Here is a 17,041-nt window from a genome sequence, read left to right on the forward strand (position 1 = left end):
CCTGGTATACAAGCCAGAATAGTCTTCATATGCTGACTCCCCTGGTTTTGATAACAATATAACGTGATGTTATTGCTTGTGTTTTTGCTTGCATCGAAGCGCTTGTTAAATTTGGCAGTAAAGTTGAGTGTTCTTAAAGAACTCCTGGTAAAAGTAACGAGTTTTTTTGAAAACGCTCACATAAAAGTGCCAGAGATAATTAATTCGTTATCCGGATGTAAGTGAAAATATAGTTAAGGGGTCTGTGCAAAGCGTCACAGGCAAGCAAATAGAATGCAATAACGCTCTCTCAGGTGTTCTTTCGGCTTGTCGGGCTGGAGGAGGGATTCAAAGGGAATTGCCTGATTTTTCCAGAGCACAGCATCAACCAGGCAGGTCAGCAGAAGCAACCTGTAAGTGAAGAAATATGATTAACGCAAATCGTCCGATATTGAACCTCGATCTCGATCTGCTGAGAACGTTTGTTGCGGTCGCTGATCTGAATACTTTCGCGGCAGCGGCGGCTGCCGTGTGTCGCACACAGTCAGCGGTGAGCCAGCAGATGCAGCGTCTGGAGCAACTGGTGGGCAAAGAGCTTTTTGCTCGACATGGCCGTAACAAGTTACTCACTGAGCATGGCATTCAGTTGCTGGGTTATGCCCGCAAGATTTTGCGCTTCAATGATGAAGCGTGCACATCGTTAATGTTTAGCTCGCTGCAGGGCATGCTGACCATTGGATCTTCTGATGAGTCAGCCGATACCATTCTGCCGTTCCTGCTTAACCGCATCAGTTCGGTGTACCCGAAGCTGGCGTTAGACGTTCGCGTGAAACGTCATGCGGAGATGGGCGAAATGCTCCAGGCGGGCAGCGTGGATCTGGTCCTGACAACACACCGTTTGGCGCATTTTGAGTCGACCTCGTTACGTACCTCGCCAACGTTATGGTACTGCGCAGCGGATTATGTCATGCCACCTGGCGAAGCCGTGCCTCTGGTTTTGCTGGATGATCCAAGTCCTTTCCGCGACATGATCATTGATACTCTGAATGCAGCACGTATTCCGTGGCGTTTGGCTTATGTGGCTTCTACGCTTTCCGCTGTGCGTGCGGCGGTGAAAGCCGGGCTTGGCGTAACTGCTCGTCCTGTCGAGATGATGAGCCCAGAATTGCGCGTGTTGGGCAAAAGTGACGGTTTGCCACAGCTGCCGGATACCGAGTATCTGCTGAGCTGCAATAACCAGAACAGCAATGAGCTGGTACAGGCCATTTTCCAGTCGCTCGAAAGTTACAATAATCCCTGGTATCAGTACGGGGCTTATACCTCCGAAGGAGGAGATGATACCCTTATTAAGGCAGGGGATTTGGAGTAACAATCGCGCCGATATCTGGTAACAAAATGTAAGTGCAAAAAAAGGCTGCTGGCGTATAAATTCCGTTCAGCGGTCTTTTTTTTGTACCAGACGTCATCGGGTCATCAGATATTTATCCATTTATTGTTAATTTTCAGTCTGTTATTTTTGCACTTCGTGCTTTTATGCACGTTTACATTCACAAGTTCAAACTTCCTGCTAATGTTAAAAAAACGGCCGTATTGTTGTCGTTTTTTATTGCGAATTAACAAAAGCGTGTCTCAGATCAAGAAAATACTCCCCATTGGGGGGAGGAATCACCGTGGATTCCTGTCAAAATAGAGGGGTAATCGATGTTTTAGCCTCAAACGGACACGATTCACCAACCGTAAATTTCCATCAACCCAATGCACCCACCAGGGTAAAGGGCATTTAATGTTAATGAAACGTGTTCGGTGTAAATTACTGTGAGGAAACTTTTGTTAAAGTTGACAAAAGGTTATAGAAAGGAGTAAAAAACCACATCATTTAGATGTTTAAGCCCATTAGTGGCACACTTTATGTGGTTTTTTTTAATTCCTCCCCATGAATCATGTGGCGTTCATCTGTCAGCAAGAACAGAGGTATTGGCGCTACTTATTTTGGTTAAGCAATGCGTATGTCAACATCCACTGAAGTCATCGCTCATCACTGGGCATTCGCTATATTTCTCATCGTTGCCATTGGCCTCTGCTGTTTGATGCTGATTGGCGGTTGGTATCTCGGCGGTCGCGCGCGCGCGCGTAGCAAGAACACCCCGTTCGAGTCGGGTATCGACTCTGTGGGCACAGCCCGCTTACGTCTCTCGGCGAAGTTTTACCTGGTCGCCATGTTCTTCGTCATCTTCGACGTGGAAGCCCTTTACCTTTACGCATGGTCTACGTCTATCCGCGAAAGCGGCTGGGTGGGCTTTGTGGAAGCCGCAATTTTCATTTTAGTGTTACTGGCAGGCCTGGTTTACCTCGTCCGCATCGGCGCACTGGACTGGACGCCTGCGCGTTCCCGTCGCACGCTGGTTAACCCGGAAACCGACACTAATCGTCATACGCAGTAAAAGCGAGGCAATAAGATGGATTATACGCTCACCCGCATAGATCCTAACGGTGAGAACGACCGTTACCCCCTGCAAAAACAGGAAATCGTAACAGACCCTCTTGAGCAGGAAGTGAACAAAAGCGTGTACATGGGCAAGCTCGAAAATGCTCTGCACGACATGGTCAACTGGGGCCGCAAGAACTCAATCTGGCCTTATAACTTTGGCCTTTCCTGCTGCTACGTTGAAATGGTGACGTCATTCACTGCGGTGCATGACGTTGCGCGTTTTGGGGCCGAGGTACTGCGTGCTTCCCCACGTCAGGCTGACCTGATGGTCGTAGCCGGAACCTGTTTCACCAAAATGGCGCCAGTCATTCAGCGTCTGTATGACCAGATGCTTGAGCCGAAATGGGTTATCTCCATGGGCGCTTGTGCAAACTCTGGCGGCATGTACGACATTTATTCTGTCGTGCAGGGCGTTGATAAGTTTATCCCGGTTGATGTTTACATCCCTGGTTGCCCGCCACGCCCGGAAGCCTACATGCAGGCACTGATGCTGCTGCAGGAATCCATCGGCAAAGAACGTCGTCCGCTCTCCTGGGTGGTTGGCGATCAGGGCGTGTATCGCGCCAATATGCAATCTGAGCGCGAGCGTAAACGCGGCGAACGTATTGCTGTGACGAATCTTCGTACACCTGACGAGATTTAACTTTGCGCCTGTGGGCGGTGGAATAAGCCTTCGCATATCAAAATTAATAGCGCGGAGCCACGCCCAACAGTCACCACGGACCTTTTGCAATGGTGAACAATATGACCGATTTAACCGCGCATGAAGCCGCCGCATGGCAGACCCGGGATCATCTCGACGACCCGGTGATTGGCGAACTGCGCAACCGTTTTGGGCCGGATGCCTTTACCGTTCAGCCTACCCGCACCGGGGTTCCGGTGGTTTGGGTTAAGCGTGAACAGTTACTGGAAGTGGTCGATTTCCTCAAGAAATTGCCAAAACCTTACGTCATGCTGTTTGATTTACACGGCATGGACGAGCGTCTGCGCACACACCGTGACGGGTTACCCGCCGCGGATTTTTCCGTTTTCTACCACCTGATTTCTATCGACCGCAACCGTGACATCATGCTCAAGGTCGCGCTGTCTGAAAACGATCTGAATGTGCCAACTGTCACCAAACTTTTCCCGAACGCCAACTGGTATGAGCGTGAAACCTGGGAAATGTTTGGCATCAACATTGAAGGCCACCCAAACCTGCGTCGCATCATGATGCCGGACACCTGGGAAGGCCACCCGCTGCGTAAAGATTACCCGGCACGTGCGACGGAATTCGACCCGTTTGAGCTGACCAAAGCCAAGCAGGATCTGGAGATGGAAGCGCTGACCTTCAAGCCTGAACAGTGGGGCATGAAGCGCAGTTCCGAGAACGAGGACTTCATGTTCCTCAACCTCGGCCCGAACCACCCGTCTGCGCACGGTGCATTCCGTATCATTCTTCAGCTTGATGGCGAAGAGATTGTCGACTGTGTCCCTGATATCGGCTACCACCACCGTGGTGCGGAGAAAATGGGTGAGCGTCAGTCCTGGCACAGCTACATTCCGTACACCGACCGTATCGAGTACCTCGGTGGCTGCGTGAACGAAATGCCTTACGTGCTGGCCGTTGAGAAACTGGCGGGCATCAAGGTTCCTGAGCGTGTAGACGTTATCCGCGTGATGCTCTCCGAACTGTTCCGTATCAACAGCCACCTGCTGTATATCTCCACGTTCATCCAGGACGTCGGTGCGATGACCCCGGTCTTCTTCGCGTTTACCGATCGTCAGAAAATCTACGATCTGGTTGAAGCGATCACCGGCTTCCGTATGCACCCGGCCTGGTTCCGTATCGGCGGCGTTGCACACGACCTGCCACGCGGTTGGGATCGTCTGCTGCGTGAATTCCTCGACTGGATGCCGAAGCGTCTGGCTTCCTACGAGAAAGCCGCGCTGCGTAACACCATTCTGAAAGGTCGTTCTCAGGGCGTTGCGGCATACACCGCTAAAGAAGCGCTGGAGTGGGGCACCACCGGTGCTGGCCTGCGTGCCACCGGGATCGACTTCGACGTGCGTAAAGCGCGTCCTTACTCTGGTTATGAAAACTTCGACTTCGAAATCCCGGTGGGCGGTGGCGTGTCCGACTGCTACACCCGTGTGATGCTGAAAGTGGAAGAGCTGCGCCAGAGCCTGCGCATTCTTGAGCAGTGTCTGAAAAACATGCCGGAAGGCCCGTTCAAAGCGGATCACCCGCTGACGACGCCGCCACCGAAAGAGCGCACGCTGCAGCATATCGAAACCCTTATCACGCACTTCCTGCAGGTTTCCTGGGGCCCGGTCATGCCGGCCAACGAATCCTTCCAGATGATTGAAGCGACGAAGGGGATCAACAGTTACTACCTGACAAGCGACGGCAGCACCATGAGCTACCGCACCCGTATTCGTACCCCGAGCTATGCGCACTTGCAGCAGATCCCGGCGGCGATTCGCGGCAGCCTGGTGTCGGACCTGATCGTTTATCTGGGTAGTATCGATTTTGTAATGTCAGATGTGGACCGCTAATTATGCACGAGAATCAACAACCACAAACCGAGGCTTTTGAGCTGAGTGCGGCCGAGCGTGACGCTATCGAGCACGAAAAGCATCACTACGAAGACCCGCGTGCGGCGTCCATTGAAGCGCTGAAGATCGTTCAGAAACAGCGTGGCTGGGTGCCGGACGGCGCGATCTACGCGATCGCCGATGTCCTCGGGATCCCGGCAAGTGACGTCGAAGGCGTTGCGACCTTCTACAGCCAGATCTTCCGCCAGCCAGTGGGCCGTCACGTCATTCGCTACTGCGACAGCGTGGTTTGCCACATTACCGGCTATCAGGGCATTCAGTCGGCGATTGAAGCGAAGCTGAACATCAAACCGGGTCAAACCACGTTTGATGGCCGCTTCACACTGCTGCCGACCTGCTGCCTGGGCAACTGCGACAAAGGGCCGACCATGATGATTGATGAGGACACTCACAGCCATCTGACGCCGGAAGCCATCCCTGAGCTGCTGGAGCGGTATAAATAATGAAAAACATTATCCTGACTCCCGAAACGCATCCGCTGACCTGGCGTCTGCGTGATGACAAACAGCCAGTCTGGCTGGACGAGTATCAGGCGAAAAACGGCTACGCAGGCGCACGTAAAGCGCTGGGTGGCATGGCGCCTGACGAAATCGTCAATCAGGTAAAAGACGCTGGCCTGAAAGGGCGTGGCGGTGCGGGCTTCTCCACGGGTCTGAAGTGGAGCCTGATGCCAAAAGATGAATCCATGAACATCCGTTACCTGCTGTGTAACGCCGATGAAATGGAGCCGGGCACCTATAAAGACCGCCTGCTGATGGAACAGCTGCCACACCTGCTGGTGGAAGGCATGCTGATCTCCGCGTTTGCGCTGAAAGCCTATCGTGGCTACATCTTCCTGCGTGGCGAATACATCGAAGCGGCAGCCAATTTGCGTCGTGCGATTGCGGAAGCAACGGAAGCGGGCCTGCTGGGGAAAAATATCCTCGGTTCCGGTTTCGACTTCGAGCTGTTCGTGCACACCGGGGCAGGGCGTTATATCTGCGGTGAAGAAACCGCGCTGATTAACTCCCTCGAAGGTCGCCGTGCTAACCCGCGTTCCAAGCCGCCATTCCCGGCGAGCTCTGGCGTCTGGGGCAAGCCAACCTGCGTCAACAACGTAGAAACCCTGTGTAACGTGCCAGCCATTCTCGCCAACGGTGTGGAGTGGTATCAGAACATCTCTACCAGTAAAGATGCAGGCACCAAGCTGATGGGCTTCTCCGGCCGCGTGAAAAATCCAGGCGTCTGGGAACTGCCGTTTGGCACCACCGCGCGTGAAATTCTGGAAGATTACGCGGGCGGTATGCGTGATGGCCTGAAATTCAAAGCCTGGCAGCCAGGTGGGGCAGGGACGGACTTCCTGACCGAGTCTCACCTCGATTTGCCGATGGAATTTGAAAGCATCGGTAAAGCAGGAAGCCGTCTGGGTACGGCGCTGGCGATGGCCGTCGATCATGAGATCGGCATGGTACCGCTGGTGCGTAACCTGGAAGAGTTCTTCGCCCGCGAGTCCTGCGGCTGGTGTACGCCTTGCCGTGATGGTCTGCCGTGGAGCGTGAAAATTCTGCGAGCGCTGGAGCGTGGCGAAGGCCAGCCGGGCGATATCGAGACACTTGAGCAACTGTGTCGATTCCTCGGTCCGGGTAAGACCTTCTGTGCCCACGCGCCAGGTGCGGTTGAACCGCTGCAAAGCGCGATTAAATATTTCCGCGAAGAGTTCGAGGCAGGCATCAAGCAGCAGGTCAGCAACACCCATGCGATCAATGGCATCCAGCCAAACCTGCTGAAGACGCGCTGGTAATTTTTCACCTCTCACCTCAGCTTTCTTAAGGGAAAGCTCGGGGAATCCCCTCTCCCTCAGGGAGAGGGTTAGGGAGAGGGTGGAAACACCAAAGAATTTTGATTAACGCCCGGTTTCGACTGGGCCAACTGGAAGCACGCTAATGGCTACGATTCATGTAGACGGCAAAGAATACGAGGTCAACGGAGCGGACAACCTGTTACAGGCTTGTCTCTCTCATGGCCTTGATATTCCCTACTTTTGCTGGCATCCGGCGCTGGGAAGCGTTGGCGCCTGCCGCCAGTGTGCGGTGAAGCAATACCAAAACGCGGAAGACACGCGTGGCCGCCTGGTGATGTCCTGTATGACTCCGGCATCCGACGGCACCTTTATCTCCATTGATGACGAAGAAGCAAAACAGTTCCGCGAAAGCGTGGTGGAGTGGCTGATGACCAACCACCCGCACGACTGTCCGGTCTGTGAAGAGGGCGGCAACTGCCACCTGCAGGATATGACCGTCATGACCGGTCACAGCTTCCGTCGCTACCGTTTCACCAAACGTACTCACCGTAATCAGGATTTGGGGCCGTTCATCTCTCACGAAATGAACCGCTGTATCGCCTGTTACCGCTGTGTGCGTTACTACAAAGATTACGCTGATGGCGGCGATCTGGGTGTTTACGGTGCACACGACAACGTCTATTTCGGTCGCCCGGAAGACGGCACTCTGGAGAGCGAATTCTCCGGTAACCTCGTTGAAATCTGCCCAACCGGCGTTTTCACCGACAAAACCCACTCCGAGCGTTACAACCGTAAATGGGACATGCAGTTTGCGCCAAGCATCTGCCAGCAGTGTTCCATTGGCTGTAACACCAGCCCGGGTGAGCGCTACGGCGAACTGCGTCGTATCGAAAACCGTTATAACGGTACCGTAAACCACTACTTCCTCTGCGACCGTGGTCGTTTCGGCTATGGCTACGTCAACCTGAAAGACCGTCCGCGTCAGCCGGTACAGCGTCGTGGTGATGACTTCATTACCCTGAATGCTGAGCAGGCGATGCAGGGTGCCGCAGACATTCTGCGTCAGTCGAAGAAAGTTATCGGGATTGGTTCTCCGCGCGCGAGCGTTGAGAGCAACTTCGCGCTGCGTGAACTGGTCGGGGAAGAAAACTTCTATACCGGTATCGCCAAAGGTGAACAGGAACGTCTGCAGCTGGCACTGAAAGTGCTGCGCGAAGGCGGCATCCACACGCCTGCGCTGCGCGACATTGAATCTTATGATGCGGTTCTGGTGCTGGGTGAAGACATCACGCAGACCGGTGCCCGCGTTGCCCTGGCGGTTCGTCAGGCGGTGAAAGGCAAAGCACGTGAAATGGCAGCAGCCCAGAAAGTGGCTGACTGGCAGATTGCGGCGATCCTTAACATCGGTCAGCGCGCTAAGCATCCGCTGTTTGTGACTAACGTCGACAGCACTCGTCTGGATGACATCGCGGCGTGGACTTACTGCGCACCGGTCGAAGACCAGGCACGTTTAGGTTTTGCGATCGCTCACGCACTGGATAACAGCGCGCCAGCGGTTGAAGGCCTGAGCAACGATCTTAAAGGCAAAATTGACGTCATCGTGCAGGCTCTGGCCGGTGCGAAGAAGCCACTGATTGTTTCCGGTACCAACGCCGGTAGCGCGGAAGTGATTCAGGCTGCGGCGAACGTTGCCAAAGCACTGAAAGGCCGTGGCGCAGACGTTGGCGTGACCATGATTGCACGCGCAGTCAACAGCGTCGGCCTCGGCATGATTGGCGGCGGTTCCCTGGAAGAAGCATTAAGCGAACTGGAATCCGGTTCTGCTGATGCCGTTGTGGTGCTGGAGAACGATCTCCACCGTCACGCCTCAGCGACCCGTGTTGATGCTGCCTTGGCAAAAGCGCCGCTGGTGATGGTTATTGACCATCAGCGTACCGCCATCATGGACAAAGCCCATCTGGTGCTGTCTGCCGCAAGCTTTGCTGAAAGCGACGGGACGGTCATTAACAACGAAGGCCGCGCTCAGCGTTTCTTCCAGGTTTATGACCCGGCTTACTACGACAACAACATCGTGATGCTCGAAAGCTGGCGCTGGCTGCATTCCCTGCACAGCACTGTGCAGAGCCGTGAAGTGGACTGGACGCAGCTCGATCATGTTATCGACGCCGCTGTAGCCAAACTGCCACAGCTGGCGGGTATCAAAGAAGCTGCACCTGATGCGTCGTTCCGTATCCGTGGCCAAAAACTCGCTCGTTCACCTATCCGCTCCAGCGGTCGTACCGCTATGCGCGCTGATATCAGTGTGCACGAGCCGCGTCAGCCGCAGGATAAAGACACCATGTTCGCCTTCTCGATGGAAGGGAACAACCAGCCGACTGCCGCGCGTTCGCAAATTCCGTTCGCATGGGCACCAGGCTGGAACTCCCCGCAGGCGTGGAACAAGTTCCAGGCTGAAGTGGGTGGTCATCTGCGTAACGGCGATCCGGGCGTGCGTCTGATTGAAGCGTCTGAAAACGGTCTGGAGTACTTCAGCACCGTGCCAGCAAGCTTCGAAGCGCAGGACGGTAACTGGCGTATTGCGCCGTACTATCATCTGTTCGGCAGTGATGAACTGTCACAGCGTTCACCGGTCTTCCAGCAACGTATGCCGCAGCCTTACCTCAAGCTCAATCCGGCAGATGCCGCGAAGCTTGGCGTGAATGCGGGTGCGACGGTTGCCTTTAGCTACGACGGTCAAACCATGACTCTGCCGCTGGTGCTGTCCGATGCACTGACCGCAGGACAGATTGGTCTGCCAATGGGTATGCCGGGTATTGCGCCAGTGCTGGCGGGTGCGCGTATTGAAAATCTGCAGGAGGCGAAAGCATGAGTTGGTTAACACCGGATGTTATCGACATTCTGTTAAGCATCCTGAAAGCCGTGGTCATTCTGCTGGTGGTCGTCACCTGCGGCGCGTTCATGAGCTTCGGCGAGCGTCGTCTTCTCGGTCTGTTCCAGAACCGTTACGGACCGAACCGCGTAGGTTGGGGTGGTTCACTCCAGCTCGTGGCAGACATGATCAAGATGTTCTTCAAAGAGGACTGGGTACCGAAATTTACCGACAAGGTGATCTTCACCCTGGCACCGGTTATCGCCTTCACCTCTTTGCTGCTGTCGTTTGCGATTGTCCCGGTCAGTCCGACCTGGGTGGTTGCCGACCTCAACATCGGCATTCTGTTCTTCCTGATGATGGCCGGTCTGGCTGTTTACGCCGTGCTGTTCGCGGGCTGGTCGAGTAACAACAAATACTCACTGCTCGGTGCGATGCGTGCTTCTGCACAGACGCTGAGCTACGAAGTGTTCCTCGGTCTGTCGCTGATGGGCGTGGTGGCGCAAGCTGGCTCGTTCAACATGACCGACATCGTCAACAACCAGGCGCACCTGTGGAACGTGATTCCGCAGTTCTTCGGCTTCATTACTTTCGCTATCGCGGGCGTGGCTGTGTGTCACCGTCACCCGTTTGACCAGCCGGAAGCAGAGCAGGAACTGGCGGACGGTTACCACATCGAATATTCCGGCATGAAGTTCGGTCTGTTCTTCGTGGGTGAGTACATCGGTATCGTCACCGTCTCAGCGCTGATCGTCACGCTGTTCTTCGGTGGCTGGCAGGGTCCGTTCTTACCGCCATTCATCTGGTTCGCCATCAAAACGGCGTTCTTCATGATGATGTTCATTTTGATCCGTGCTGCATTGCCTCGTCCGCGTTATGACCAGGTGATGTCCTTCGGCTGGAAAGTGTGCCTGCCGCTGACGCTGATCAACTTGCTGGTAACGGCGGCTGTCATTCTCTGGCAGCAGCCATAAGGGGCGAATAGACCATGACTTTAAAAGAATTAATAGTGGGCTTCGGCACCCAGGTTCGCAGTATCTGGATGATCGGGATGCACGCTTTCGCCAAACGCGAAACGCAGATGTATCCGGAAGAGCCGGTTTACCTGCCGCCGCGCTACCGTGGCCGTATCGTGCTGACACGCGATCCGGACGGCGAAGAGCGTTGCGTAGCCTGTAACCTGTGCGCCGTTGCTTGTCCGGTAGGCTGTATTTCTCTGCAAAAAGCAGAGACCAAAGACGGCCGCTGGTACCCAGAGTTTTTCCGCATTAACTTCTCACGCTGCATTTTCTGCGGTCTGTGTGAAGAAGCGTGCCCAACCACGGCGATTCAGTTGACCCCGGACTTCGAACTGGGTGAATACAAACGTCAGGACCTGGTGTACGAGAAAGAGGATCTGCTGATTTCCGGTCCGGGCAAATACCCGGAATATAACTTCTACCGGATGGCGGGTATGGCAATCGACGGCAAAGATAAGGGCGAAGCAGAGAACGAAGCCAAGCCTATCGACGTCAAGAGCCTGTTACCGTAAGGAGAGGGGCAATGGAATTCGCATTTTATATTTGTGGTCTCGTCGCCATCCTGGCCACGCTACGGGTTATCACGCACACCAATCCGGTGCATGCGCTGCTGTACCTGATTATCTCTCTGCTGGCGATTGCCGGGGTGTTCTTCTCGCTCGGCGCGTATTTCGCCGGTGCGCTGGAGATCATCGTGTACGCCGGGGCGATCATGGTGCTGTTCGTGTTCGTGGTGATGATGCTGAACCTGGGCGGAGCGGAAATCGAACAGGAACGCCAGTGGCTGAAGCCGCAGGTCTGGATTGGTCCGGGCATTCTGTCCGTTATCCTGCTGGCGGTGATTGTCTACGGTATCCTGGGCGTAAGTGACCAGGGTATTGAAGGCGCTGCTATCAACGCGAAAGAAGTGGGTATCGCGCTGTTTGGTTCGTACGTTCTGGCGGTGGAGCTGGCCTCCATGCTGCTGCTGGCGGGCCTGGTTGTGGCCTTCCACCTCGGACGTGAAGATCGTGGTGGCGAAGTGCTGAGCAATCGCCCGAACGACAGCAAAAGAAAAACGGAGGAGCACGCATGATCCCCTTAACACATGGACTGATCCTCGCCGCGATCCTCTTTGTTCTCGGGCTGACCTGTCTGGTTATCCGTCGCAATCTGCTGTTTATGCTGATTGGGCTGGAAATCATGATTAACGCCGCCGCGCTGGCCTTTGTGGTTGCCGGTAGCTACTGGGGCCAGACCGACGGTCAGGTGATGTATATCCTCGCTATCAGCCTCGCGGCTGCGGAGGCGAGTATTGGCCTGGCGCTGCTGCTGCAGCTCCACCGTCGCCGCCAGAACCTGAACATCGATTCAGTAAGTGAGTTGCGTGGATGAACATGCTTGCCTTAACCATCATTTTTCCTTTAATCGGCTTCCTGCTGCTTTCCTTCTCTCGTGGCCGCTGGTCGGAAAATCTTTCCGCCGCGGTGGGAATGGGGTCTGTTGGCCTGGCTGCCGTCGTTGCTGCCTTTGTTGGCGTTGATTTCTTCGCTAACGGTAAACAAGCGGTCAGCGTGCCGCTGTGGAACTGGATGTCTGTCGGTGATTTCAACATCGGCTTCAACCTGGTGCTGGATGGCCTGTCACTGACCATGCTGTCTGTGGTGACCGGTGTCGGCTTCCTGATCCACATGTTTGCCTCCTGGTATATGCGTGGGGAAGAGGGCTACTCCCGCTTCTTCGCCTACACCAACCTGTTCATCGCGAGCATGGTGGTACTGGTGCTGGCAGACAACCTGCTGCTGATGTACCTGGGCTGGGAAGGCGTGGGCCTGTGCTCCTATCTGCTGATCGGTTTCTACTACACCGATCCGAAGAATGGCGCAGCAGCCATGAAAGCGTTCATCGTGACCCGTGTGGGCGACGTGTTCCTCGCCTTCGCGTTGTTCATCCTCTACAACGAGCTGGGCACCCTGAACTTCCGCGAAATGGTAGAACTGGCACCACAGCACTTCGAAGCAGGCAACAACATGTTGACCTGGGCGACGTTGATGCTGTTGGGCGGTGCGGTGGGTAAATCTGCACAGCTGCCGTTGCAGACCTGGCTTGCGGATGCGATGGCTGGTCCTACTCCAGTTTCAGCGCTGATCCACGCCGCGACCATGGTGACCGCGGGCGTCTACCTGATTGCCCGTACCCATGGCCTGTTCCTGATGACCCCAGAAATTTTGCATCTGGTGGGCATTGTGGGCGCGGTGACGCTGGTGCTGGCAGGTTTTGCGGCACTGGTTCAGACCGACATCAAACGTGTTCTCGCTTATTCCACCATGAGCCAGATTGGCTACATGTTCCTGGCGCTCGGCGTACAGGCCTGGGATGCGGCGATTTTCCACCTGATGACTCACGCGTTCTTCAAAGCGCTGCTGTTCCTCTCGTCCGGTTCGGTCATTCTGGCCTGCCACCACGAGCAGAACATCTTCAAAATGGGTGGCCTGCGTAAGTCGATTCCGCTGGTGTATGTCTGCTTCCTGGTCGGGGGCGCGGCGCTGTCCGCTCTGCCACTGATTACCGCAGGCTTCTTCAGTAAGGATGAAATCCTCGCAGGTGCGATGGCGAACGGTCACATTAACCTGATGATTGCCGGTCTGGTAGGCGCGTTCATGACCTCGCTCTACACCTTCCGCATGATCTTCATCGTGTTCCACGGCAAAGAGCAGATCCACGCTCATGCAGGGAAGGGCATTACCCATCACCTGCCGCTGATCGTGCTGCTGGTTCTGTCCACCTTCGTTGGCGCGATGATTGTGCCACCGCTGCAGGGTGTACTGCCGCAGACAACTGAACTTGAACATGGCCGCGTCCTGACGCTGGAAATCACTTCCGGGGTTGTGGCGATTGCTGGCATCCTGATTGCCGCATGGCTGTGGCTGGGTAAACGTACGCTGGTTACTGCGATGGCCAACAGCGCACCGGGCCGTCTGCTTGGCACCTGGTGGTATAACGCCTGGGGCTTCGACTGGCTGTACGACAACATCTTCGTTAAGCCGTTTCTGGGCATTGCGTGGCTGCTGAAACGCGACCCACTGAACAGTCTGATGAATATCCCGGCCATTCTTTCCCGCTTCGCAGGCAAAGGCCTGCTGGTCAGCGAGAACGGTTACCTGCGCTGGTATGTGGCATCCATGAGCATTGGCGCGGTGGTTGTTCTCGCGCTGCTGATGGTTTTGCGTTGAGTTGACAGAAAAGGAATATAGATCGCCATGTTATTACCCTGGCTAATACTAATCCCGTTTATCGGCGGCTTCTTATGCTGGCAGACTGAACGCTTCGGCGAAAAGATGCCGCGCTGGATTGCGCTGATAACAATGGGACTGACACTGGCCCTCTCCCTGCAGCTGTGGCTGCAGGGCGGCTACTCTCTGACGCAAGCTGCAGGCATTCCACAATGGCAGTCTGAATTTATTCTGCCGTGGATCCCGCGCTTTGGCATTACCTTCCACCTCGCACTCGACGGCCTGTCGTTGCTGATGGTGGTGCTGACCGGCCTGCTCGGCGTTCTGGCGGTACTTTGCTCCTGGCAAGAAATTCAAAAATACCAGGGCTTCTTCTACCTGAACCTGATGTGGATCCTGGGCGGCGTGATCGGCGTGTTCCTGGCCATCGACATGTTCCTGTTCTTCTTCTTCTGGGAGATGATGCTGGTGCCGATGTACTTCCTGATCGCGCTGTGGGGCCACAAGGCCTCTGACGGTAAAACGCGTATCACGGCGGCCACCAAGTTCTTCATCTACACCCAGGCGAGTGGTCTGGTGATGTTGATTGCCATCCTGGCGCTGGTATTTGTGCATTACAGCGCGACCGGTGTGTGGACCTTCAGCTATGAAGAGCTGCTGAAAACGCCGATGGCCCACAACGTGGAATATCTGCTGATGCTGGGCTTCTTCATCGCCTTCGCGGTGAAAATGCCAGTGGTTCCGCTGCACGGCTGGCTGCCAGACGCGCACTCTCAGGCACCAACGGCAGGTTCTGTTGACCTCGCGGGCATCTTGCTGAAAACCGCGGCCTACGGTCTGCTGCGTTTCGCACTGCCGCTGTTCCCGAATGCGTCCGCTGAATTCGCGCCTGTCGCGATGTGGTTGGGGGTTATCGGTATCTTCTACGGCGCGTGGATGGCCTTCACGCAGTACGACATCAAACGTCTGATTGCCTACACCTCTGTTTCGCACATGGGCTTCGTGCTGATTGCGATTTACACCGGCAGCCAGCTGGCGTACCAGGGCGCAATTATCATGATGATTGCTCACGGTCTGTCAGCGGCGGGGATGTTCATCATCTGCGGTCAGCTGTACGAACGTCTGCACACCCGTGACATGCGTCTGATGGGCGGTTTGTGGAGCAAAATTAAGTGGCTGCCAGCGCTGTCGATGTTCTTCGCTGTGGCGACTCTGGGTATGCCAGGCACCGGTAACTTCGTTGGTGAATTCATGATCCTGTTCGGCAGCTTCCACGTTGTGCCGGTCATCACCGTGATTTCGACCTTCGGTCTGGTCTTTGCCTCTGTTTACTCGCTGGCGATGCTGCACCGCGCTTACTTCGGTAAAGCGAAGAGTGAAATTGCAGCGAAAGAACTGCCGGGGATGTCGCTGCGCGAGCTGTTTATCATCCTGCTGCTGGTGGTGCTGCTGGTTCTGCTCGGGTTCTACCCGCAGCCGATCCTCGACACTTCTCATGCTGCGATGGGCAATATTCAGCAGTGGTTTGTTAATTCTGTTTCTACTACAAGGCCGTAAATCGCCATGACAATAACTCCACAACAACTGATCGCACTGCTACCGCTGCTGATCGTCGGCTTGACGGTGGTGGTTGTGATGCTCTCCATTGCGTGGCGACGCAATCATTTCCTGAATGCCACGCTGGCGGTGCTCGGTCTGAACGCCGCACTGCTGTCGCTCTGGTTTGTTGGCCAGGCGGGTGCAATGGATGTGACGCCGCTGATGCGCGTCGATGGTTATGCCATGCTCTACACCGGGCTGGTGCTGCTGGCGAGTCTCGCCACCTGTACGTTTGCCTACCCATGGCTTGAGGGCTACTACGACAATAAAGAAGAGTTCTACCTGCTGGTGCTGATTGCTGCCCTTGGGGGAATTCTGCTGGCTAACGCCAATCACATGGCCTCACTGTTCCTCGGTATCGAATTGATTTCGCTGCCGCTGTTCGGCCTGATTGGCTATGCGTATCGTCAGAAGCGCTCCCTGGAAGCGAGCATCAAGTACACCATTCTGTCTGCCGCAGCGTCTTCCTTCCTGCTGTTCGGTATGGCGCTGGTGTACGCGAACTCTGGCAGCCTGTCGTTCCTGGCGCTGGGGAAAGCGCTGGCCGACAACATGCTGCATGAGCCGCTGCTGCTGGCAGGCCTGGGTCTGATGATTGTTGGTCTTGGCTTCAAGCTCTCTCTGGTGCCGTTCCACCTGTGGACGCCAGATGTGTATCAGGGCGCACCTGCACCGGTCTCCACCTTCCTGGCGACCGCCAGCAAAATCGCCATCTTTGGCGTGGTAATGCGTCTGTTCCTGTACGCACCAGTAGGCGACAGTGAAGCCGTCCGTGTGGTGCTGGGCGTAATCGCCTTCGTCTCCATCATCTTCGGTAACCTGATGGCACTGAGCCAGACCAACATCAAACGTCTGCTTGGTTACTCCTCCATCTCGCACCTGGGCTATCTGCTGGTGGCGCTGATTGCGCTGCACAGCGGCAAGATGTCCATGGAAACGGTTGGCGTGTATCTGGCCGGTTACCTGTTCAGCAGCCTCGGCGCGTTCGGTGTAGTCAGCCTGATGTCCAGCCCATACCGCGGCCCGGATGCAGATTCCCTGTACTCCTACCGTGGTCTGTTCTGGCACCGTCCGATTCTGTCAGCGGTGATGACTGTGATGATGCTGTCTCTGGCAGGTATCCCAATGACGCTGGGCTTCATCGGTAAGTTCTACGTGCTGGCTGTCGGTGTTCAGGCCAACCTGTGGTGGCTGACCGCAGCAGTGGTTATCGGTTCTGCGATTGGTCTCTACTACTACCTGCGCGTAGCGGTGAGTCTGTATCTGGAAGCGCCACAGCAGCTGAACCGCGATGCACCGTCAAACTGGCAGTACAGCGCTGGCGGTATTGTGGTCCTGATTTCAGCCCTGCTGGTGCTGATCCTCGGTATCTACCCGCAGCCGCTGATCAACATTGTTCAGATGGCCATGCCGATGATGTAATCGTTAGATTGCTTAATGAAAAAACCCGCCTCGGCGGGTTTTTTTATGTGATCTCCCTCTCCCCGTGGGAGAGGG

The 17,041-nt window shown here is 55.3% G+C and carries 14 protein-coding genes; all 14 read left to right on the forward strand.

The genetic code is table 11. The features are described 5' to 3' along the window. Nucleotides 1–406: 406 nt before the first annotated feature. Entirely contained in the window at nucleotides 407–1,348 is a 942-nt protein-coding gene (gene lrhA, locus ACI2I2_RS07325) for a transcriptional regulator LrhA (protein WP_404657317.1), read from the forward strand. A gap of 631 nt (nucleotides 1,349–1,979) precedes the next feature. Continuing rightward, a complete protein-coding gene (gene nuoA / locus ACI2I2_RS07330; RefSeq protein ID WP_404657318.1) occupies nucleotides 1,980–2,420 on the forward strand; it encodes an NADH-quinone oxidoreductase subunit NuoA in 441 nt (146 codons plus the stop codon). 15 nt (nucleotides 2,421–2,435) lie between these two features. Beyond that, on the forward strand, nucleotides 2,436–3,110 hold the full coding sequence (gene nuoB, locus ACI2I2_RS07335) for an NADH-quinone oxidoreductase subunit NuoB (RefSeq protein ID WP_097161758.1): 675 nt from the start codon (nucleotides 2,436–2,438) through the stop codon (nucleotides 3,108–3,110). An 89-nt stretch (nucleotides 3,111–3,199) separates the two neighbouring features. Further along, complete coding sequence (gene nuoC, locus ACI2I2_RS07340) at nucleotides 3,200–5,005, forward strand: NADH-quinone oxidoreductase subunit C/D (protein WP_404657319.1); 1,806 nt, start codon at nucleotides 3,200–3,202, stop codon at nucleotides 5,003–5,005. A 2-nt stretch (nucleotides 5,006–5,007) separates the two neighbouring features. After that, nucleotides 5,008–5,508 (forward strand): NADH-quinone oxidoreductase subunit NuoE, encoded by a 501-nt coding sequence (gene nuoE, locus ACI2I2_RS07345; protein ID WP_404657320.1) that lies wholly within the window; start codon nucleotides 5,008–5,010, stop codon nucleotides 5,506–5,508. Next, nucleotides 5,508–6,845: an NADH-quinone oxidoreductase subunit NuoF gene (gene nuoF / locus ACI2I2_RS07350; protein ID WP_404657321.1), complete on the forward strand. Its 1,338-nt coding sequence runs from the start codon at nucleotides 5,508–5,510 to the stop codon at nucleotides 6,843–6,845. The genes nuoE and nuoF overlap by 1 nt, the downstream gene beginning before the upstream one ends. 142 nt (nucleotides 6,846–6,987) lie before the next feature. Continuing rightward, nucleotides 6,988–9,714, forward strand: a complete 2,727-nt coding sequence (nuoG, locus tag ACI2I2_RS07355) for an NADH-quinone oxidoreductase subunit NuoG (protein ID WP_404657322.1) — start codon at nucleotides 6,988–6,990, stop codon at nucleotides 9,712–9,714. Then, the gene (gene nuoH, locus ACI2I2_RS07360; protein ID WP_097161763.1) at nucleotides 9,711–10,688 is read left to right on the forward strand and encodes an NADH-quinone oxidoreductase subunit NuoH; all 978 of its coding nucleotides are present in this window, start codon (nucleotides 9,711–9,713) and stop codon (nucleotides 10,686–10,688) included. The genes nuoG and nuoH overlap by 4 nt, the downstream gene beginning before the upstream one ends. Nucleotides 10,689–10,702: 14 nt before the next feature. Then, a complete protein-coding gene (gene nuoI / locus ACI2I2_RS07365) occupies nucleotides 10,703–11,245 on the forward strand; it encodes an NADH-quinone oxidoreductase subunit NuoI (protein WP_404657323.1) in 543 nt (180 codons plus the stop codon). Between the two features lie 11 nt (nucleotides 11,246–11,256). Beyond that, nucleotides 11,257–11,808 carry an NADH-quinone oxidoreductase subunit J gene (gene nuoJ, locus ACI2I2_RS07370; protein ID WP_404657324.1) on the forward strand — a complete coding sequence of 184 codons (552 nt, stop codon included), beginning with the start codon at nucleotides 11,257–11,259 and terminating at the stop codon, nucleotides 11,806–11,808. Then, complete coding sequence (gene nuoK / locus ACI2I2_RS07375; RefSeq protein ID WP_154159391.1) at nucleotides 11,805–12,107, forward strand: NADH-quinone oxidoreductase subunit NuoK; 303 nt, start codon at nucleotides 11,805–11,807, stop codon at nucleotides 12,105–12,107. Before nuoJ ends, nuoK begins: the two co-directional genes overlap by 4 nt. Further along, nucleotides 12,104–13,945: an NADH-quinone oxidoreductase subunit L gene (nuoL, locus tag ACI2I2_RS07380; protein WP_404657325.1), complete on the forward strand. Its 1,842-nt coding sequence runs from the start codon at nucleotides 12,104–12,106 to the stop codon at nucleotides 13,943–13,945. The genes nuoK and nuoL overlap by 4 nt, the downstream gene beginning before the upstream one ends. 27 nt (nucleotides 13,946–13,972) lie before the next feature. Then, a complete protein-coding gene (gene nuoM, locus ACI2I2_RS07385; protein WP_404657326.1) occupies nucleotides 13,973–15,502 on the forward strand; it encodes an NADH-quinone oxidoreductase subunit M in 1,530 nt (509 codons plus the stop codon). Nucleotides 15,503–15,508: 6 nt separating this feature from the next. After that, nucleotides 15,509–16,966: an NADH-quinone oxidoreductase subunit NuoN gene (nuoN, locus tag ACI2I2_RS07390; protein ID WP_330984559.1), complete on the forward strand. Its 1,458-nt coding sequence runs from the start codon at nucleotides 15,509–15,511 to the stop codon at nucleotides 16,964–16,966. The last annotated feature ends 75 nt before the right edge of the window (nucleotides 16,967–17,041 follow it).

The sequence above is a fragment of the Scandinavium sp. NPDC088450 genome (genome assembly GCF_044900545.1).
Lineage (GTDB): Bacteria > Pseudomonadota > Gammaproteobacteria > Enterobacterales > Enterobacteriaceae > Scandinavium.